Source organism: Tessaracoccus sp. MC1679 (assembly GCF_014164775.1).
Classification (GTDB): domain Bacteria; phylum Actinomycetota; class Actinomycetes; order Propionibacteriales; family Propionibacteriaceae; genus Arachnia.
The window spans coordinates 21,416-40,494 of sequence record NZ_JACJGB010000008.1 but is presented as its reverse complement, the minus strand read 5'-3'; the positions used below and the strand labels follow the sequence as shown (position 1 = coordinate 40,494).

Here is a 19,079-nt window from a genome sequence, read left to right as displayed (position 1 = left end):
TCGTGGCCTCACGGACGGGACGGGTCAGAAACCTAGGCCTGAGCCACCCTGGCGGCCGCCTCCCGCACTCCGTCGGCGCCCAGCGCGCCGGAGCCGACCACCTCGCCCGAGCGGTACACCGCCTTCACGTGGTGCAGGGCGTCGGCGCCGGCCTCCAGGTCTCCGTCGACGACGAGGAGGTCGGCCGTGTGACCGGGGCGGAGCCGGCCGATCGAGTCCCCGAGGCCGATCGCGTCGGCCGCGATGGAGGTGGCCCCGCGGAGCGCCGGGATGAGACCCAGGAGTTGGGCCACCTCCGTAACCGCGTACGGCTGGACGTTGAACGGCTTGGACGGCGCGATGCCCGCGTCCGTGGCCACGGCGATCTGCACCCCAGCCTCGTGCATGCGGCGCGCATGAGCCAGGACCAACGGCAGCACCGCCGCCAATCGGGGCGGCAGCTGCCCCCCTGGGAGCGAACCCGCTGTGCCGACGGCGAACACCCCCGCCTCGACCATCCGGCGGACCAGGTCCGGACGATCGGCGACGGAGTCCGCCGTCATGAACGAGGCGTGCTCGACGGTGTCCACCCCTGCGATGAGCGCCGACTCGATCCCCTCCACCCCGTGCCCGTGTGCGGCGACGGGGAGCCCGAAGTTGTGGGCGGTCTCCACCAGGGCCCGCAGCTCCGCAAGAGTGAACTGCGCCTCGTGAGGCAGCGAGCCCGGCGTCACGTTGCCGCCGGTGGCCATCACCTTGATGACGTCACATCCGCGTTCCGCCCGCTCTGCAACCTCCGCCCGAATCGCGTCCACGCCGCGGACGGCACCCCCGAGGAACCAGCAGTGGCCTCCCGCGCTGGTCAGCGGCGGCCCGGAGGCGAGCAGCCTCGGGCCGGCGGTCGGGTCGGCTGCGGTTTCTCCCCTCAAGCGCAGCGACACGTAGCCGCGGTCGCCGAGGTCGCGCACCGTCGTGGTTCCGGTGGCCAGTGCCTGGCGCGCGTTCGCACGGGCCCGCACCAGCAGTTCGTCGTCGGTGGCCGTCGTCAACCACGCGACCGGATCAGCGCTGCAGTCCCAGGTCACGTGCTGGTGGGCGTCGATGAGGCCGGGAAGCAGTGTGGAGTTCGGGCCGTGGTCGACCAGCTCGACCTCCTGCCCGTAGGCGGTCCCGTCAGAGACGGCGACGATGCGCTCACCGTTGATGACGACGTCGCCTCCGGTGTGGAAGCGGTCCCCGTCGAAGATGTGTCCTGCCCGTACCACCGTGATGGTCATCCCGCCTCCTGGCCCTCGATGTGTTCACGAGTGTCGGCGCGGATGCTCAGAGACCGGGCTCGACACGCGACGGGGACCAGTGATTGGCCTGAATCGCTCTCAGAGCAGACCGACGCGACGACGAGGCGCACCTCGCCAGCCGCGGCGAGTCAAACGCCGTCGACCCCTGGTGCTTCGAAAACTGGCATAGAATCCTTGGGCTTTTATCCACCTTGAGCAGGCCAGTGGGACTACGCTGGTGATCTGGGGCGATCTCGACGCCCCCGGGCTGACCCTTCCGGGCACGGAACTGGAGGCCGATCTCACTGTTCCATGGACGGCGGCCGCCATCGAATCCTGCCCTGCGGGCATGTTCCCCTTCGCGCAGAAGACGCTGGGCAACGTCTGGCAGGCCGAGAGCGAACTCGCTGAAGGGACGCTGTACGTCGACGAGATCGACTGGGGCGACAGCCTGGAGTCGGTGGACATGAAGGTCGGTCGCCCCATCCGGGTCGAGTTGTCCCTGTACAAGACGGACCTGACCACGCCCCTCACGGGCTACGGCATGGTGATGCTCGCCAACCCGAGCAGCCCCGACGAGGTGCAGGGCGTGTGCGCGAGCGATCTCGTCCTTGACGATGGTGTGACCACCGGTGACGAGAGCACCATCAACTCCTACGCCAGCACCGAGGCGACGGTGAACTCGCCGACCGCCAGGCTCGTGATCCAGAAGATCGACCCCGCTCTCACCTACTCCTGGGCCGGAACGTCGTGGGAGAGTGCCGACACCCCTGTGTCGTTGACCTTCTCCGGCGAGCTCAACGTGGGCGGCAAGGTGATCTACGGTCTGTCGCGGGGCGGCTGGAAGCCGACTGCGGTTGGCACCTATCGGGTGACCTTCTACCTGCCCACTGATCTCGGTCAGGAGACGTGGTTCGACGGAAGCACCATCATCCGCACCGCGATCGAGGTCGCGGAGGAAGGCGAGGCCGGCGGCGACGCCGTCGTCGACCCGCTCAACAACCTCACCTACATCGACATCGACGTGATCGCCGGTGGCGGCGGGGGAGGCGGCAAGCCCGTCCGGTGACAGCGGACCTCAACACCGGTGGCGGCCCTCGCTCACGCGGGGGCCGTCGCGGCGCGTTGAGCCGTCGTTAGCCGCGTACTGCCGGTACCCCTGCAGACGGGGACCCAGCCGCGCGCGTCTCGAAGCCGTACCCGTCCCGCTCGGATGGGGCGGCGTCGAAGACCATCGTGCGGGGACTCCCGGGACGCCACGGCGACCACGGTGCCTCGTGCGTGGTGGCGAACCGCACCCAGGCGCCGTGCATGGCATCGGCCAGGTCCTGCGGGGCGCCGGGGCCGCACGACGACACCACAGACGGATCCGCCAGGTTGTCCCAGGCGAACGGTAGGTCGCAACAGTGGGTGGCAAGGCCGTGGGTCGGGTTGGGCCATCGGAAGTCGTACGCCCAGGTGGGCCTCTGGGCTCCCCGGCTGCGGGCCGTGGCCACCTCCGGCACCCAGCGACGGAAGGTTGAGACCGAGAGGAGTTGACCGACCAGCAGCGGCCCGCTCAGCTCCGGGTGGGCCGCGACGAGCTGGTCGGTCAGCTCCCCGAGCGGGCTGGCGCGGATCAGCTCCACCGGATCGGCGTCCCCGAGCGCGGGGGCGAGCTCCGTCCCGATCAGGGTGAACTCGTGCGCCACCGCGCCGAGGAGGAGCGGGCGCGGGTCGGCGGCGACGGCGGCCACCCAGTCGGCAGGGAGGGAGGCGGGGTCGGCCTGCGGGAGGAACTGCAGCCCCAGGATCCCGGGTCCCGCCACCAGGCCGTCGACCAGGTCCTGCGGCGAGATGGGCGGACCTGTGGGCGGGGCCTCCATCTGGGCGGCGGCGTCCAGCACCTGGTCCTCGGTGAGGCCGCGGAACCCGTCAAGCGTGGCGGGGACGCCCGCCAGCTCGGCCAGCCGTGCTGAGCGGCACTGCGCCAGCTCCGGGGGGACGGGTGACAACGAGCCGGATTGGCTGATCGCGGCATGGAACAGCCCGGTGGCGAGCGGGGATGCAAGCAGGGCCAGCACGGAGCCGCCGCCCGCTGATTGTCCTGCGATGGTCACCCGACCAGGGTCGCCGCCGAACGCCGCGATATTCCGCTTCACCCAACGCAGCCCCTCGATCTGGTCCAGCAGGCCCCGGTTGGCTGGCGCCCCGTCGATGGCGCCGAACCCGTCGAAGCCCAGCCGGTAGCCCACGCTCACGGTCACCACGCCGTCGCGGTTGAAGGCGAGGCCGTCGTACCAGGGGCTGGCCGGCGAGCCCGCCTTGTACCCGCCCCCGTGGATCCAGAACAGCACGGGCAGGGAGGCGTCGGTGTCGCCCGGGGCGGGCGTGAAGACGTTGACGGTCAGGATGTCGTCGCCCGGGATGCTCGGCTCGGGGATCGCGGTGACCTCCCCGAACGGTCGCCGTTGAGCGGTGGCGCCGTAGTTGATCGCGTCGCGGACCCCGGTCCATGGTGAGCGCGGCACCGGGGCCAGGAACCGCAGATCCCCGACGGGCGCCTCCGCGAACGGGATCCCGAGGAACGCGGCGCTCGCACCGCGCCACACCCCTCGAACGGTCCCCTCGGCGGTCTGGACGAGGGTGTGCTCGGCGGGATCGGTCATGAGATGGCCTCCTGATCTGTGGCGACGGCGCTCACGCCGACAGTAACGGCACGAGGTTGCGGCGGCTGGCCAACACCAACAGCCGGTGGTCGTCTCCGTGAGTGCACCAGGGCCTACGACCTGCTCGCGAGTGCAGGGCAGGATCTCAGGAAGGGATTGCTGTTCAAGCCGAACACGCGCCTGGCAGCAAGGGTGGGGGACGGCAGGGCGGCACTGCGTAGCGGTGCCCAACCCGACGATCACCTCGCTGGCATCCGCTCAAGCAGACCCGACCCCGACGCCGCCCTGCCGGCACGCACCCCGACAAGACAACGCCACAGGCAGTCAAGTGCGGGGAGGCGGGAGGCGATGCCCGGGCGGCCTCAACAACCCGACCACCGACCACACCGGCAGCAACCTTCAGTCTATGGACATCGGCCGCTCGGGCATCGACTCGCGGCTCACCGCACCCGACAGTGAGATCTGCGTGAAGGTGGTAGTCACAACCCTTCGAGACGGGCCACGCCGCTCCGCGGACGGCCCTCCTCAGGGGGCGATGGGGACGGGCCAGCCGACTCCGCGGGCGGCCCTCCTCAGGGGGCGATGGGGACGGGCCAGCCGACTTCGCGGGCGCCCATCGTCAGGGGGCCCAGTCATTCGCCTGGGCGTGGCGTGCCGTGAGGAACGCCGCGCCGGAGACGCACGCCGCCCCCACCATGGTCAGCGCCATGGGGAGCGTGGCCTCCGGTCCGCCCAACCCGACCAAGGGCGCGGCCAGAGCGCCGAGCATGGCCTGAAGCACGCCGACGACCGCCGTCCCGGTCCCGATCGCGTGCGACGACTCGCCCAGAGCGAGCGACATGGTGCTCCCCATGATGGGAGCCAGGCTGCCCACGGTCAGCAGCAGCACCACGATCCACACCGCAAGGGGAGCGTCCAGGAGGGAGGCCGCCAGCGTGCTGCAGGTCCCGACGAGCAACGCCACGATTCCGAAGCGGGCCGTGCCGGCGGGGTTCGATACGCCGTCGCGCGCCTGACGCCCGAGGTGCCGGTGGACCAGCGCCATCGACACGCCCAGCCCGGTGGCGATGCCGGCGTTGACCCAGGCGTACTGCTGCGCGGAGAGGCCAAGCCGGTTCTGGAACAGGAACGGGGCGGCCGCCATGAACACGAACATCGTCGAGAACCCCGACGACAACGCCACCGCGTACCCGACGAAACGTCGATTCGTGATCAGGCCGCCCACCGTGCGCCCGAGCTCGCCGAGCCCCCCGCGGCGGCGTCGAGCCTCGGGCAGCGACTCGTCCACGGTCAGGATCACGCCCACCACCATCGGCACGCCCATGAATGCCAGGAACATGAAGACCGTCCGCCACGAGCCCACCACAAGCAGACCGGACCCGATCAACGGCGCCGCCACGGGCGCGATCACCCCCATCAGCATCAACACCGTGATCAGCTGAGCCAGGCGGGTCCCGCTGGCATGGTCGGCGACCACCGCCCGCGACAGCACCTGACCGGAGCACGCGGCCCACCCCTGCACCGCCCGGAACACGAGGAGCAGCCCGATCGACGGGGCGGCCGCGCAGAGCAGGCTGGCCGCGATGTAGCACACCAGTCCCACCAGGAGCGGCCGGCGGCGTCCCACCGCATCCGACAGCGGCCCCCAGGTCAGCTGGCCCACCGCGATGCCCAGCAGGTAGGCGGTCAGGGTGAGTTGCGTGGAGGAGGTCGACGCACCCAGATCCGCGGCCACCGTGGGCAGCGCGGGCAGGTAGGCGCTTGTTGACAGGGCGTTGATGGCCGACAGCAGCGCGAGCACCCCGACCGTGACGCCCGTCAGGCCGGCGTCGGCGAACAGCGACCCGCCGGCCCGCGCCTCGAGTCCCGCATCCGTGTCATCGCGCCCCGGCGCCACCGTCGACCACCTCACTGGCCTGGAGGGCGGGGTCCAGGGCCTGGTCGAGGATCTCGATCGTCCCGGTCATCCCGTCCAGCCTGATGCGCTGCCCGGTGTGGAGCCTGGTAGTGGCCTGGTGGACGCCGACGACGGCGGGGATGCCGTACTCGCGTGCAACCACCGAGCCGTGGGTCATCATGCCGCCCACTTCGGTGATGAGGCCGCCGGCCGAGAGAAACAGCGGCGTCCAGGCCGGGTCCGTGCCGGGGCAGACAAGGATCTCTCCGGGGAGCAGGTGGGTGGTCTGGGGGTCGAACACCACCCTGACCAGGCCCTCCGCGATCCCTGGCGACACGGGGCTCCCGCTCATCGCCCCGTCGACGCTGCCCACCCCCTCGTAGAAGGCGCGGCCGTCGCCGGCGATCACACGCGGGACCTGCCGCCGTCGGCGCTCGCGGTCCGCGAGGTCCCGGCGCGCGGCCACGACAGACCTCCACACCTCGGCCGGCTCTGCCCGCAGCCGTTCGAGCTCGTCGACGTGCAGGAAGAAGACATCCTCGGCACGGTCCAGCACACCGGCGCGCATCAGGTCCCCGCCGCTGGCCAGCAGCCCCTCCCGCACCAGCCCGAGCGCCCGGATCATCGTGAACTTCGGCGTCTCCCGGGCGCCCAGGAGAGTGCGCATCCTGCCGATCATGAATCGGGCGCGGGCCGCCCTCCCGCGGGCCCTCCCACCGCCGGAGGAGATCAGCAGAGCAGACAACTCGTCCTTGGCCCGCGCGGCGCGCGCCGCGCCGCGCGCAAACACCGCGTCGGGCGCCTGCTCGGGGTCGCGGATCTGCGTGTAGCTCTGCAGGCTGCGCATCACGTCGATCGGGTTCTCCCGCCAGCGTGGCACCCCGAGGTCGATCTCCCCGACGCCACGCATCCCGTATTCCGCGAGAAAGGCCGCCACCGCCCCCTGGGCCTGGGTGGGGAGCTGACCCGCCGCAAACCGGTCGGCCAGCTCGGCGGCCTCCAGTTCCTCGAACGCGCGCAACGAGGCCGGCTCCGCCTGGATGTCGGCGGCCGTGCGCCACAGGGCCAGGTCCATCTCGGTGGTCACATTGCCGGGCAGCCCGCGGAGGACCTCCATCGCCAACACCTGTGCCTCATCGCCGGCTTCGTGGGCCGTCGCCTTCACGCGGACCATCATGGCCATGCCCGGGCCGATGACGGGGATGAAGGCGCGCACCACAACCGGGAACAACCCCTCCAAGGTCGCCCTCATCGCCCGCGCCCGCGCGGCCAGGCGCACCCATGGGTCGTCGTCTGCGCCGGCCTCGGCCTCCCGCCGCTGGGCATCGGCCAGCAGTGCGGTCATCCTGGCATCCATGCCGCGGCGTCGACGAGCCGGAGCGAGGAGCGCACCCGGGATCTGCGGCACCACCTGGGCCGCGAGCCTCGCCAGCCCCCGCACGGTTGCCCAGCTCGGGCGGCCGGGCCTGGGGGCCCACCCCGCTTCACGGGCCAACCCGGCCAGGATCTCGCCGAAGCTCGGCTCCAGCATGGGCAACACCCTGGGCAGGATCCGGCCGCCCAGCCGGTGGTGGACAATCCCGTCGATCCGGATCCAGAGGCGCTCACCCGCGGGCGTCAGGTAGCCGGCCCTCGCCAGGTCGACCCGGGGCCCCACCAGCTCGGTGACCCCCGACAGCATCATCGAGATCGCGTCACGCCCCAGGGGCGTGATCGGCTGCAGCATCCCCTGGATGGCGCCGAAGGAGAACCACAGCGCCTCGCTTCCCCCGGTGGGGACCGGGTACAACGACGTGATGGCGCGCGCCTGCAGCAGGTAGATTGTCGCGTCGGCGATGGCCCACTCCAGGTCCTGCGGGGTCCCGTACTCGTCGGCCACCGATCGCCCCAGAGCCACCAACTCCCACACCTGGGCATCGGTGAGCGACAACTCGGGGTCGGGCACTCGGGCGGAGATTGTCACCCCGCCTCCCGGGAGCGCGGACGTGACAACCGCCTTCGCGCCCACCGATCGGCTGATCCGCCCGGATTCGGAGTGGACGACGAAGTGGTCGGGCTCGACCTGACCCGACACCAGCGCCTCGCCCAGCCCCCACGTCGCGTCGATCACGGTTTCGGTGCGTGCGCCGGTGAGCGGGTTGGCGGTGAACAGGACGCCGCTGGCCCGCGCCGGAACCAATAGCTGAACCACCGCCGCGAGCGCCACACCGTCGTGGGGGATGCCGTTGCGGGCCCGGTAGCCGATGGCGCGCGCCGTCCACAGGCTCGACCAGCAGCTCACCAAGGCCTCCATCACGGCGTCGAGGCCGACCACGTTGAGGAAGGTGTCCTGCTGCCCCGCGAACGACAGGTCCGGCAGGTCTTCGGCCGTCGCCGACGAACGCACCGCCAGGGCGGAGTCCGGCTCAAACGTCTGCTCCCAGGCCGCGCGCACCGCCTCCACCACCTCGGCGGGGATCGCGCCGTCGGCGAAGGCCCGCCGGATCAGGCCCGAGGCTGCCTCCAGCGCGGCCGCGTCGCCCGGATCCACCCCCGCGACGATGTCCCCGAGCCGAGTCGTCAGGTCGTTTGCGGCGACGAAGAGGCGATACGCATCCGCGGACACCACGAAACCCGGCGGCACCCTGAACCCTGCGCGGGTCAGCCGCACAAGGTTGATGCCCTTCCCGCCGCAGGACTCCAACGTGGCAGCAGGTGAGTCAAAGCTCAGCGTCAGCGCCGACCGGCCTCCAGCCGCCGTCGATTCCCGTGGATCTGCCGCGCCGTCGCTCGCGCCCACGCGCCCGGCCTTGTCGTGTGTGAACACCATCATTCTCGTGACCAGCGCGGACTCAGTCACCGGGGCCGAGCCAGGAGAATGCCTCCTCGACCATTCGTCTGCCGGCTTGGGTGATCACCGGCCCGTGCGCCACGACGACCTGATCGAAGTCCCACTCCAGGATCCTGCGGATCGACTGGCGTGCCGCGGCGCGATCCCGGAACGTCAGCCTGATGTCGCGGGCGACGCCGCCGCGCGGGGCCGCCACTCCACCCAGCGCGATGAGGGCGTTGCGGAGGGGGTGTCCTGGGCTGCGCTCGTGCACCTGGATGAGGTCCTCCACGAGGAGGGTGCGGGACGCGGCGTGGAAGAAGAACACCTCGCTCACCGGTGCGCTGCCACGGACGATGGCCTGGTCGAGGTCGCCGGCCCAGGCCTCCGGTGCATGCTGACCGAGGATCTCGGCCTTGAGGAGGTCACCCTTCCTGAGAGTGACCGCCGTGATCGGGCTCGACCACAGCTCTGCTTCCGGGAAGAGTGCATGCCAGGCGTGGAGTCGCCAGTAGTGCCGGGGGGTGGGCGACACGAGATGGCGGACCGGGCCCAATGCGGCGATCTCTGCGATCGTGGCGAATGGTGCAGGGACCGGTGAGGCGATCCACACCGACCCGTCGCCCAGGCGGACCACCGTCATCCGGGTGGTGAAGACGATCCCCATGTCGCGCACGACCGGTCCCTCGACAACGTACAGATCCTCGCCCAACGCCCGGAGCCCAGCCATGGCTACAGCCTACGGCGAGGAGACCTGACGCAGGGGCGCCCGGCGGAGCCGGGAGTCACTGATCTGCAGGGGTACGCCCTCTCGCTCCCGGCCCCAGAGGACCGCCGCGATGACTGTGAGGGGTCAGAACGTCGCGTACTGGTCCTCGAAGGGCAGCTCCACCCGCACGAAGTTGAGGTCGGTCTCGCCATTGGACCAGCAGAGCTGGTTGTCCTTGTACAGATAGAGCGATCGCCCGGGAGCGCCCTTCAAGGTGAGCGTCGAGTCCGGGTTGTAGATGACGGGACTCTTGTAGTTGCCTCCCCACAGGCCCCAGTCGGCGTAGCTGTAGACGCCCTCGCCGATGTAGCGGTACGCCGGGCTGGTGTTCTTGCGGAGGTAGAGGTCATTGCCGTAGGCGTACCAGTCCAACCCGTGGGCCTGGTTCTCCTCGCCCACCAGGACGACGTAGTTGTTGGTGCCGACCCCGAGCCAGCCGAGGAACGCCCCGCTGGAAAGGCTGTAGCACTTGACTGGGGCGAAGGCGCTGGACTGGCCGGCCATGATCGCCGCCCACGTGCTCCATCCCCACCAGTCGGAGGTCCACGAGAAGTCGCTGCGGTTGCTCACGTCGTTGCGGCGCTGCACCACCCCGCTTGCGGCGTCGCGGTGGAAGAGGGGTGAGAAGTTCTCCTTCGTCGAGACGTCGGCCACCCGCGCGAGGTCCGGGATGAAGGACAGCGCCGTGTACTGGTGCTGGCCGCCAAGGTGGGCGCTCCACACGTCGTCTGCGGATGCCTGGGTGGCGCGGACCACCATGGCGCGGTTGTCCCCCGAGACGGCGTCGAGCAGGCGCTTGTCCCCGTACGCCACCCAGGAGTTCCCGGCGGCGTTGCTCACTTTCAGCCCGTTGTGGGAGTCCTCGTCATGCATGCAGCGGACAAGAAGGCTCCCCATCGTGCCGCTCATCCCGGGGATCGGGGTGGCGACCTGCTCCGACAGCTCCTTGCGCGGGGCGCGCAGATGGCCGGCCGAGAACAGGTCGGTGAGGAAGTGGTCCGCGAACGCGTTGAGGGCATATGCCTCCTGCATCCGCGTCTCGGCCTGGGCCGGTGACTCGCCGGGTACGGCCGCGGCGTGTTCCATCGCGAGCTCGTGCCCCGCCGAGTAGGCGGCGACGGCATATTCGGTGAAGTGGTCCCAGTTCTCGGCGGCGAGCTGGAGGTACCGGCCCATCACCACCGGAAGATCACCGACGTTCTCGCCCCCCGTCACCACGTTCCAGCGCATCGACAGAGAGTCGCCGAGCACCGCGTAGGCGGTCGAGGGGTCCTTCTTCGCGGCGAGCGCAGCATCGATGGCCCGGATCTCCTCGGCCATGATCGAGAGGATCTGCAGGGTTTGGGCCCAGTTGGCACCCAGGCTGGCGAAGGCCGCAGTGAACGCGGCCCGCCGGTCGGTGGCGGTGCTGATCGGCGCCCCGACCACGCCGAAAAAGTCCCCGGCCAGAGCGATCGTCTGCCCGTAGGTGAGGCGTGCTCCGCCCGGCAGTCCGGGGAGGGGCAACGCCAACGGAAGGTCCTTGGCGGGCGTGACTGTCGCGGGGAAGTGGAGGGAGAGCTGGTCCCCGATCCAGGCGTGTTCGGCGCTTTCCATGTGGTGCTCCTCAGGGGTAGGACGCAAGCCTGGTATGTGCCTGGCAAGGCGAACCTAGCCTGACCGGGAGGGATTCCTATAGGGGAATACCCCGTTGTCGGGCCGAGGTACCCCGTGCTCTGCGGCTGCACCGCGTCGTGAAGCCCTGGTGGGACGTGCCGCGCCCGTCAGTCCACCAGCCGCAGCGTTACCGCAACCTCGTCGCCGTCCACGAGACCCTCGGCGACGCGGATGGCCTTCTTCATCGGCAGGATGTAGCTGCCGGCAGTGGAGTCCGGGAACACCGAGGTGCGCCAGGTGGTTGCGCCGACGGTGACCTCCACCCGCACCGACCCGAACCCCCGCGGTGGACCCGACACGATCCGGATCTCGTCGGCCAGATCAGACGGGACGGTGACGAACCGCCAGGCCGCGTCGCCAGACCAGCGCCACAGCTCTGCGGTGAACGTGAAGTCCTCCATGCAGCACCCCTTCGCCAGTGACGTGGTGACGCTGAGTGTGTCACGCCAGGGAGGCGACGTCGACGCTGCGAGGTGCCCTCCGTGTGAAGTTGTCGGCGGCGCCCTTGACGGCCCCTGAGGGCGGGAGCAGGATCGTCGTATGGCATCTGCCCGCCCCGACCTGTCCTGGCAACCCCTGTACAGGATCGGTGGAAGCTCTGCTGTGGTGTTCGTGGTCCTGGTCCTGGTGCCGGTGACCCTGGTCTTCGTCGCGCCCGTTCCACCCACCGAGGGGCGCGCCCTGCTGGAGTACATCTCCGCCCACAAGGCCGTCTACCTGGTGGAGCTGGTGAGTTTCGTCGGTCTCGCGGTCCCGGCGCTGGTGGTGTTCGGGGCCATGGCTGTGGCGCTCGCGGCGGTCAACAAGGGGCTGGCGGCCATCGGGGGACTCTTCGGGATCGCGTCGGAGACCATCGCGTTGGCGTTGGGCAGCAGCCCCCAGTCCCTGCACGGCGGGCTCGTGGTCCTGAGCGACTCCTATGCGTCGGCCGCAAGCGACGCCGACCGCGACTCTCTTGTGAGCGCGGCGGACGCGCTGATCGCGGCCACCAACGCCGTCTCCTGGGCCGGGATCCTGACTGCGGCGGGAATCCTGGTGCTGTCGCTGGTGATGTGGCGGGGCATGTTCGGCCGGGCATTGGCGGTGGTCGGCATCGTGACGGGGGTGATCGGTCTGTTCAGCGAGGCGTTCCGCCCGATGATCGGCCCCGCCTACCTCATCTACGGGCTTCTGCTGCCGATCTGGTTCGGCTGGGTGGGATGGAAGCTCATCCGGCTCGGGACGGCGGCCCATGCCAGGTGAGCGGGAGCGGTTGAGCGCCTCGGACGCCTCGAATGTGGTGATGGACTCGCCGGACCAGGTCAACGTGCCCCTGGTGGTCGGAGTGCTCGGCGTCGGCGGCTTCGTGTCCGCCGGCGGCGAGGCTGACGTCGACCTCCTCCGCGCCGACCTCGCGGCCAGGCTCGGTGGCAGCCCGTCGCCGGGGCTGGTCCGGTTCGCCCAGCGCGTCCAGGACGACGGGCGCTCCCTGGTGTGGGAGGACTGCCGGCCGGACCTCACGTGGCATGTCAGGCTGGCTGCGCCGGTCGACGGGCTCGACGGCCTGGCCGGCCTGGCCGCAACCCTGATGACGAGCCCGCTTCCCCTCGACCGCCCCCTGTGGGAGCTGCTCATCGTCCCGGGCGCAGGGGCCGGCGGCCCGGGGATGATCCTGCGCGCGCACCACTGCGTGGCCGACGGTGTCGCGGGGGTGCGGCTGCTGCAGCACCTGTTCGGCGACGGTGCGTCGCCGGGCACCGGCCCCGGGGTGCCTGCCGCAGCCCCCGCGCCCGCCACCGAGCCCCCGCAGCGTCGGCCGCGCTGGAAGACGGTCGCCACGGGGGTGACGCGGGTGTCATCGATCTTCAGGGCCACAGTCCCGCCCACCGTGCTGCTGGGACCGATCGGGCCTCGGCGCGGCGTGGCCTTCGCCGACATCGAGCTCGAACCACTCGCCCGCGCGGCCAAGCGTGTGGGCGCCACCGTCAACGACGCGCTGCTCGCGGCGGTGACCGTCGCGGCCGAGGCGGCGCTCCGGGCCGACGGCCATCCGGTGCCGCCGGTGCTGCCCGCGAGCGTCCCGGTGGCGCTGCCGGGACGTGGCGCGTCTGGCAACGCGGTGGGGGTGATGCTGGTGCCGCTAGCCACGGGTGGGCCGGATTCGGTGCCGCGGCTGACCCGGATCGCGGCCCTCACCCGGGCCGCGAAGGCGGAGGCCCGCGCCCAGGGCACGTTCGAGCTGACGCGCACCAGGTGGGGATCGCGGCTGTTCGCCTGGCTGGCCCGGCGACAGCGGTTCATCGCACTGTTCGTCACCAACGTCCGCGGACCCGACCAATCGCTGACGGTGGCGGGTGCGCCGCTGGAGCGGATGTGGCCCGTGGCCGTCATCCAGGGCAACGTCAGGTTCGGGGTGGCGGCCATGTCGTACACCGGCCGGCTCGGGGTGGCCGTTCATGTCGACGCCCGGGCCCTCCGAGCGCCGGTGGCTGGCCGCGCGCTCGGGGACGAGCTCGCCCGCATCGCGACGCCAGTAGCACCGCCCGTCCCATCGCTCCCTGAGGAGGGCCGCGATGAGGCCCGTCCCATCGCGCCCTGAGGAGGGCCGCCCGCGGAGCGGCGTGGCCCGTCCCATCGCTCCCTGAGGAGGGCCGCCCGCGGAGCGGCGTGGCCTGTCTCGAAGGGTTGTGACTACCACCTTCACGAATGATGTGTGGGCGGGTGCGGTGAGCCGTGAGTCGATTCCCGGGCGGGCCGTTGTCCAGGGTTTGTTGTTGGGCATTGGTCATTTGGTGGCTGGGTTGTGGAGGCCGCCCAGGCATCGTCTCCCGTCTCCCCGCACTCGATCCTTCTGTGGCGTGGTCTTGTCCGGGTGAGGGCCGGCAGGGCGGCGTTGGGGTTGGGTCCGCTCGGGCGGAGCGGCGTGGCACGTCCTATCGCTCCCTGAGGAGGGTCGGCCGCGGAGCGGCGGGCCCCGTCTCGAAGGGTCGCAACTGAGTTGACAAGCAGTCTTGACCAATCCCCGAGCTGGTGGACCGGAAGAGAGGACCCCTAGGCTTCCGGGGCCTGGGTGTCGGTCATCCCCTCGTACAGGCCGACGTGGTTACCGAAGGGGTCCTCGAAGATTGCCCACCAGCTGGTCTCGCTGATCGGCGCCTTGGCCATCAGCACGCGGCCGCCGTTCTCCTCTGCCTTGGCGAGGGCCTCGTCGATCGAGTCCACCTCGACGTAGGACCGCGGCTGCGTGAATCCCTCACTGCGTGGCGCCAGTCCTCCGCCGCTGATCTTGTTGGGGGCCTGCCACATGGGGTAGCCCTCGAAGCCGGGCAGCTCCGCGATCTGCCAGCCGAACAGATCGCTGTAGAAGCGCTGAGCCTGGTCGAGGTCCGTCACCGGGATGTCGATGTGGGTGATGTCTCCGTGCGGCATGTTGTCCTCCTGTTCGGCCGCCCGTCCGACGGCCTGCTCGCCCGAGTCTGGCACGCGCACCGGCGCCTTCGATAGGCATGGCGATCATCCGTGCAGGCCAGGCGCGACATTGGCTCCGTCGTGCAACTTGGAGGTCACATGGCGCGCAGGTAGCGCCAGAGCGCGACCGCGCTGGCGGCCACCACGATGGACACCATCACCGTGGGCGGCAGGGTGCCGGGGTATCCGGCCGCGGTGATCAGCAGCATCGCCGCGACAATGCTGGCACCCATCAGCACGGAGAACGCGAGCCATGGCGCGAGCCAGAACAGGCCGTGACGGCGGCCCTGCAGCGCCGCCACGCCCGCGAGGATGAATCCGGGCAGCACCACGGCGAGGTCGATCACGTGGATGGGGTTCACCCACAGGCCCGCCTCGGCAAGGCTCGCCGGCACCTCGCCCGTGAGCAGAGCCGGGACCAGCTCGCTGAGCCACAGCAGGGCGAAGAGGGTGCCGGTGCCGATCATGGTCCAGGCCCCGAGCGTGCGTCGTCCACCGTCGGGGAAGCTCGTGTCGCGGGCGATGAGGGCGGGTGCCGTGAACGCGACGGCGTAGGTGCTGAGGCCGAGGACCGCCACGTAGACGAGGAACAACGCGTTGAGGTGCACCGCCATGGCGTAGACGATGTAGGCGTAGATCAGGTACAGCAGCGTCCCGAGCCAGACCAACCCGGCGCGGAGCGAACCCGCGCGGAACCGGACCGCCGAGGCGATCAGGGCCACCACCGCCAGCAGGTTGCCGACGTCCTGACCCCGGGCCTGCAGCGCCCAGTTGGCCGTCTCCTGGGCATACACCCACGGAAGGAGCAGCCCGGAGACGCTGGCGACGGTGACGAGGATTGAGATCACCACGGACCAGGCGAGGAGGGGGAGGGGCTGGCGCTGAGTGATCACGGTCGCACAGTACGGCAGCCCGTAGTAGCCGCCGTTCATGGGGTCGTCGCGCTCACCGCAGCTTGGGAAAGAGGACGGGGGTGCTCGCCTTGTACGCCTCGTAATCGGGCTGTCCGCCCCATTTGCTGTCGGCCTTCTTTTCCAGCAGCGGGACGCCGCTCACCTTGGTGAGCAGAAGTGCCACGAAGAGGGGGGAGATGAGCGCGACCCACTGCCAGCCGTCGAGCGTGGGCAGAGCGATGATCGCGACCCCGGTCCAGAGCACGATTTCGCCGAAGTAGTTCGGGTGCCGCGACCGTCCCCACAGGCCGGTGGAGATGAATCTGCCCTTGTGGGCCGGGTCGGCGTTGAAGCGGCTCTTCTGCAGATCCGCCACGATCTCGATCCCGAAGCCCACGGCCCAGACCACGAACCCGACCAGGGCGAATAGGTCCAGCCCGACCCGGGCGGCCGAGGTGATGGACACCCAGGCGGCGGCTGCGGTGAGCGTCACCCACAGGCCCTGGAGCGTCCACACGTTGAGGAACCGGACCACCGACGGCTTGAGTTCGTCGAAGCGGTCGTCCTTGCCGGCCCTGTGGACGCGCCGGACCAGGAAGGTGCCGAGCCGCGCGGCCCAGACGAGCACCAGGGAAGCCAGCAGCACGGCCCGGGCGTCGACGCTAGGGGTGAGGAGCACGATCGCCACGGTGATCGAGATGTAGGTCAGGCTGCCGGTCAGGTCGAAGAAGCCTCGGTCTGCGCCGCGAACGAAGGAACGAACACCACCCACTGGATCACGAACGCGGCCGCCACCGCCATGGCGAAGACAGGGAATCCAGCGACGGTGGCACCGCCCTGGCTGCCCGCCAGCGCCACGACCGCCCCGATCAGCACGACAAGCGGCAGCGCGATCAGTGCCGTGCGGTCAGCCGCGGAGCTGGTCACAGGAGAGCCACGATGTCGGCCTCGATCGCCGACGGCTCGACCTTGGGGGCGTAGCGGCGCACGACGCGACCCTCTCGGTCGACCAGGAACTTCGTGAAGTTCCACTCGATGGCATCGCCGAGCGGGCCGGGGGCCTCCGCCCGCAGCCACGCGAACAGGGGGTGCGCGTCGTCACCGTTGACGTCGACCTTGCCGAACATCGGGAAGGTCACTCCGTAGTTGAGTGAGCAGAACTCGGCGATCTGGGCGGCGTCGTCGAACTCCTGATCGGCGAACTGGTCGCAGGGGAAGCCGAGTACAGCGAGGCCATCCCCCGAGTGGGTCGAGTGGAGCGTCTCCAGGCCGGCGAACTGAGGGGTGAAACCGCACTTGGAGGCTGTGTTGACCACAAGGACGAGGTTGCCCCGGTACTCGGACAGAGACTGCTCCCGGCCCGAGAGGGTGGACGCGGAGAATTCGTAGAGGCTAGTCACGGGCCAACTCTAGTTGTGCGGGATACTCGAGAAATGTCAGCCAAGCGCGCAGCCGCTCCCTCCACCGACCACAGTTCCGGCCTGCTCAGGACCGCGGGGCGGCTCCTGCTCGGGGGTGCTCTGGTCGGTGCGGGGATCGGTCACCTCACCACGCTGCGGGAGGAGTTTCAGGCCCAGGTGCCGCCGTGGCTCCCGCTGGACCCGGACTTCGTGGTGGTCGCCTCCGGTGTGGTCGAGGTGGGCCTCGGGGCCGCGCTCATCCTGGCGCCGCGCCGCCTACGGCCCGCGGTGGGATGGACGACGGCGGCGTTCTTCGTCGCGATCTTCCCGGGCAACATCTCGCAGTACGTGACGGGCACCGACGCGTTCGGCCTCACCAGCGACAACGCCCGCCTGGTGCGCCTCTTCTTCCAGCCGCTGCTGGTGGCCTGGGCCCTGTGGTCCACCGGCGCCTGGAGGGCGTGGCGGAGCCGCAGCCCGCGGTCGTTGCCCGAGCAGCCCTGAGGCGGACGGGTCAGCCGACGGCGACCGCCACGTCGCGCAGCGCGTAGCCGGAGATGATGTCGTCCCAGCCGAGGTGCGGCTCCCGAACCAACCGCACCGGGTGCGCGAACAACCGGGTGAGCAGGATGTCGGACTCCTGGATGGCCAGCGCGTTGCCGGGGCATTTGTGGGCGCCGTCGCCGAAGCTCATCACCTCCGGGCCGATGCCGCGGGGGAGCGGCCGGGCCGGGCACAGGCCGAGCGGCGCCTCGCCGACGGTCGCGGGATCGGCGTTGGCCTGACGGACGAACAGGTCCAGCAGGTCGCCCGCGGCCACCGTGTGGGTATGGTCCCCGTCGGTGAAGGTGAACTCGTGCTGCGCGCGCCTATACAGATGCCCGACGATGGGCTCGAGCCGCAGGATCTCATGGAGAATGGCGTACCGCTCGGCCTCGCCCGCGACGACGTAGCGCGCGCGGAGGGCGTCGTCGCGCAGCAGGTGGAGGGCGGCCATGGAGATGAACTCGCGGGTGGTGGCCATGCCGGCGGCGCCGTAGGTGACGCACTCGATGAGGATGGCGGGGACGGCGTAGCCCTCCGTGAGGAGGTGGCTGATCACGTCCTCCTGCGGCGACTTGCGGCGTTCGCGGATGGCGGGGCGCACGTCCCAGAGGTAGAACCACAACATCGGGATGCTCCCGCGGAGCTGGCGCACGGTGCTCGCGACGCGACCCTCCGGCTCAGCCGAGGCCGGGTCGAAGGACGGCTGGTCGAACAGACGCTCCAGGCGATGCGCCATGCGGGTGAGGTTGGAGTTGGTGAGGCCGATCACCTTGGCCGCGACCTCCGTCGAGTACCGCAGCGACACGTCGTCGAGCCTTGCTCCACCCTTGGTGACCATCTCCGCGACGAGGGCGTCGGCCCGCGACTCCATCAGCTCGCGGTATCTGTCCGCCACAGTCTTTGGTGCGAAGTAGCGGGCGATCTTGCTGCGCTGGAGTCGATGGGGTGCCCCGTCCATGAACAGGATGGGTTCGTTGGCCATGGTGCCGTCCGGGATGGCCTCGGAGTTGAACCCGGCCTGGGCGGTGGCGTCGCGCTCCCGGAGGATCTGCCGGACGGCCTCGGTGGAGCGGATCCGCCACACTCCGTCGGCGTGCTCGACCCGCGGGGAGTCGGCCTCCCCAGGCTTGACGGAGATGCGGCGGCAGGCGGCCTCGGCGCTCATGTCTCCAGGCTAGGGGGCTGCCGAAGAATCGGTCGCTATTTGGGTTGGTCTACCCACCCAGGGAGCGACCGATTCTGGTCTAGCGTCGGGGCATGGATGCCCGTGTGAACTTCATCACCCTCGCCGTGACCGACGTCGCGGCCGCCCGACGCTTCTACATCGACGGACTGGGGTGGGCTCCCGCCTTCGAAGCCGACGGCATCGTGATGGTGCGACTGTCGCCGACGCTCGTGCTGTCGCTGTGGGACGAGGACCAGTTCGAGGCCGAAGTGGGGCCCATCAGCCGCGGCGACGGGCTCGTGCCGTTCACGCTGGCGCACAACGTGCCGAGCCGCGAGGAGGTGGACCGGGTGCTCGCCGACGCGGACTCGGCCGGAGCCTCGGCGGTCTCCTTCGGACAGCAGCGGGACTGGGGTGGATACAGCGGGTACTTCGCCGATCCGGACGGGGTCCGCTGGGAGGTCGCCTACAACCCGGGGCCGCTGGGGGTCGAGTTGATGGAGGCCCACCAGTTGGAGCGAGCCCCGGGAAACGTCCCTGACCCCGCTGGCTGAGCCGACAGCGGCGCGACGCGCCGGCTGCCGCGGGGTGCC

General features: G+C 70.4%; 18 protein-coding genes. 5 read left to right on the top strand and 13 right to left on the bottom strand.

Annotation, left to right across the window (positions count from 1 at the left end):
- Positions 1-32: 32 nt before the first annotated feature.
- Positions 33-1,256 carry an amidohydrolase family protein gene (locus tag H5398_RS13675; RefSeq protein WP_182800391.1) on the bottom strand — a complete coding sequence of 408 codons (1,224 nt, stop codon included), beginning with the start codon at positions 1,254-1,256 and terminating at the stop codon, positions 33-35.
- A gap of 238 nt (positions 1,257-1,494) precedes the next feature.
- On the opposite strand from H5398_RS13675, the gene H5398_RS13670 reads away from it, so the two are divergent.
- Complete coding sequence (locus tag H5398_RS13670; RefSeq protein WP_182800390.1) at positions 1,495-2,325, top strand: hypothetical protein; 831 nt, start codon at positions 1,495-1,497, stop codon at positions 2,323-2,325.
- A 67-nt stretch (positions 2,326-2,392) separates the two neighbouring features.
- Here H5398_RS13670 and H5398_RS13665 read toward each other — a convergent pair whose 3' ends face one another.
- From H5398_RS13665 to H5398_RS13640, 6 genes are all read right to left on the bottom strand, one after another.
- Complete coding sequence (locus H5398_RS13665; RefSeq protein WP_182800389.1) at positions 2,393-3,904, bottom strand: carboxylesterase/lipase family protein; 1,512 nt, start codon at positions 3,902-3,904, stop codon at positions 2,393-2,395.
- Between the two features lie 619 nt (positions 3,905-4,523).
- On the bottom strand, positions 4,524-5,801 hold the full coding sequence (locus H5398_RS13660; protein ID WP_182800388.1) for a multidrug effflux MFS transporter: 1,278 nt from the start codon (positions 5,799-5,801) through the stop codon (positions 4,524-4,526).
- Entirely contained in the window at positions 5,782-8,613 is a 2,832-nt protein-coding gene (locus H5398_RS13655) for a PEP/pyruvate-binding domain-containing protein (protein WP_182800387.1), read from the bottom strand. The genes H5398_RS13660 and H5398_RS13655 overlap by 20 nt, the downstream gene beginning before the upstream one ends.
- A 19-nt stretch (positions 8,614-8,632) precedes the next feature.
- Complete coding sequence (locus H5398_RS13650) at positions 8,633-9,340, bottom strand: DUF4336 domain-containing protein (protein ID WP_182800386.1); 708 nt, start codon at positions 9,338-9,340, stop codon at positions 8,633-8,635.
- Positions 9,341-9,463: 123 nt separating this feature from the next.
- Positions 9,464-10,975 (bottom strand): hypothetical protein, encoded by a 1,512-nt coding sequence (locus H5398_RS13645; protein ID WP_182800385.1) that lies wholly within the window; start codon positions 10,973-10,975, stop codon positions 9,464-9,466.
- 167 nt (positions 10,976-11,142) lie between these two features.
- Entirely contained in the window at positions 11,143-11,436 is a 294-nt protein-coding gene (locus tag H5398_RS13640; protein ID WP_182800384.1) for a DUF1905 domain-containing protein, read from the bottom strand.
- Positions 11,437-11,575: 139 nt separating this feature from the next.
- Between H5398_RS13640 and H5398_RS13635 the strand changes: the two genes are divergently transcribed.
- Both H5398_RS13635 and H5398_RS13630 read left to right on the top strand, forming a co-directional pair.
- The gene (locus H5398_RS13635) at positions 11,576-12,277 is read left to right on the top strand and encodes a DUF4386 family protein (protein WP_182800383.1); all 702 of its coding nucleotides are present in this window, start codon (positions 11,576-11,578) and stop codon (positions 12,275-12,277) included.
- The gene (locus H5398_RS13630; RefSeq protein ID WP_182800382.1) at positions 12,267-13,613 is read left to right on the top strand and encodes a wax ester/triacylglycerol synthase domain-containing protein; all 1,347 of its coding nucleotides are present in this window, start codon (positions 12,267-12,269) and stop codon (positions 13,611-13,613) included. The genes H5398_RS13635 and H5398_RS13630 overlap by 11 nt, the downstream gene beginning before the upstream one ends.
- Positions 13,614-14,065: 452 nt before the next feature.
- On the opposite strand, the gene H5398_RS13625 is transcribed toward H5398_RS13630, so the two are convergent.
- The 5 genes from H5398_RS13625 to H5398_RS13610 all read right to left on the bottom strand — a co-directional run bounded on the left by H5398_RS13625 (position 14,066) and on the right by H5398_RS13610 (position 16,775).
- Complete coding sequence (locus tag H5398_RS13625; RefSeq protein WP_370586132.1) at positions 14,066-14,497, bottom strand: VOC family protein; 432 nt, start codon at positions 14,495-14,497, stop codon at positions 14,066-14,068.
- Between the two features lie 80 nt (positions 14,498-14,577).
- Positions 14,578-15,375, bottom strand: coding sequence for a hypothetical protein (locus H5398_RS13620; protein WP_182800381.1), 798 nt, complete (start codon positions 15,373-15,375; stop codon positions 14,578-14,580).
- A gap of 52 nt (positions 15,376-15,427) precedes the next feature.
- Positions 15,428-16,054, bottom strand: a complete 627-nt coding sequence (locus tag H5398_RS13615) for a DUF1295 domain-containing protein (RefSeq protein ID WP_370586131.1) — start codon at positions 16,052-16,054, stop codon at positions 15,428-15,430.
- A 38-nt stretch (positions 16,055-16,092) separates the two neighbouring features.
- A complete protein-coding gene (locus H5398_RS16885; RefSeq protein WP_220489461.1) occupies positions 16,093-16,302 on the bottom strand; it encodes a hypothetical protein in 210 nt (69 codons plus the stop codon).
- Positions 16,299-16,775, bottom strand: a complete 477-nt coding sequence (locus tag H5398_RS13610; protein ID WP_182800380.1) for a glutathione peroxidase — start codon at positions 16,773-16,775, stop codon at positions 16,299-16,301. The genes H5398_RS16885 and H5398_RS13610 overlap by 4 nt, the downstream gene beginning before the upstream one ends.
- A gap of 33 nt (positions 16,776-16,808) precedes the next feature.
- Between H5398_RS13610 and H5398_RS13605 the strand changes: the two genes are divergently transcribed.
- A complete protein-coding gene (locus H5398_RS13605) occupies positions 16,809-17,279 on the top strand; it encodes a DoxX family membrane protein (protein WP_182800379.1) in 471 nt (156 codons plus the stop codon).
- Between the two features lie 10 nt (positions 17,280-17,289).
- Here H5398_RS13605 and H5398_RS13600 read toward each other — a convergent pair whose 3' ends face one another.
- On the bottom strand, positions 17,290-18,486 hold the full coding sequence (locus tag H5398_RS13600; RefSeq protein ID WP_182800378.1) for a cytochrome P450: 1,197 nt from the start codon (positions 18,484-18,486) through the stop codon (positions 17,290-17,292).
- 92 nt (positions 18,487-18,578) lie between these two features.
- On the opposite strand from H5398_RS13600, the gene H5398_RS13595 reads away from it, so the two are divergent.
- The gene (locus tag H5398_RS13595) at positions 18,579-19,040 is read left to right on the top strand and encodes a VOC family protein (protein WP_182800377.1); all 462 of its coding nucleotides are present in this window, start codon (positions 18,579-18,581) and stop codon (positions 19,038-19,040) included.
- The last annotated feature ends 39 nt before the right edge of the window (positions 19,041-19,079 follow it).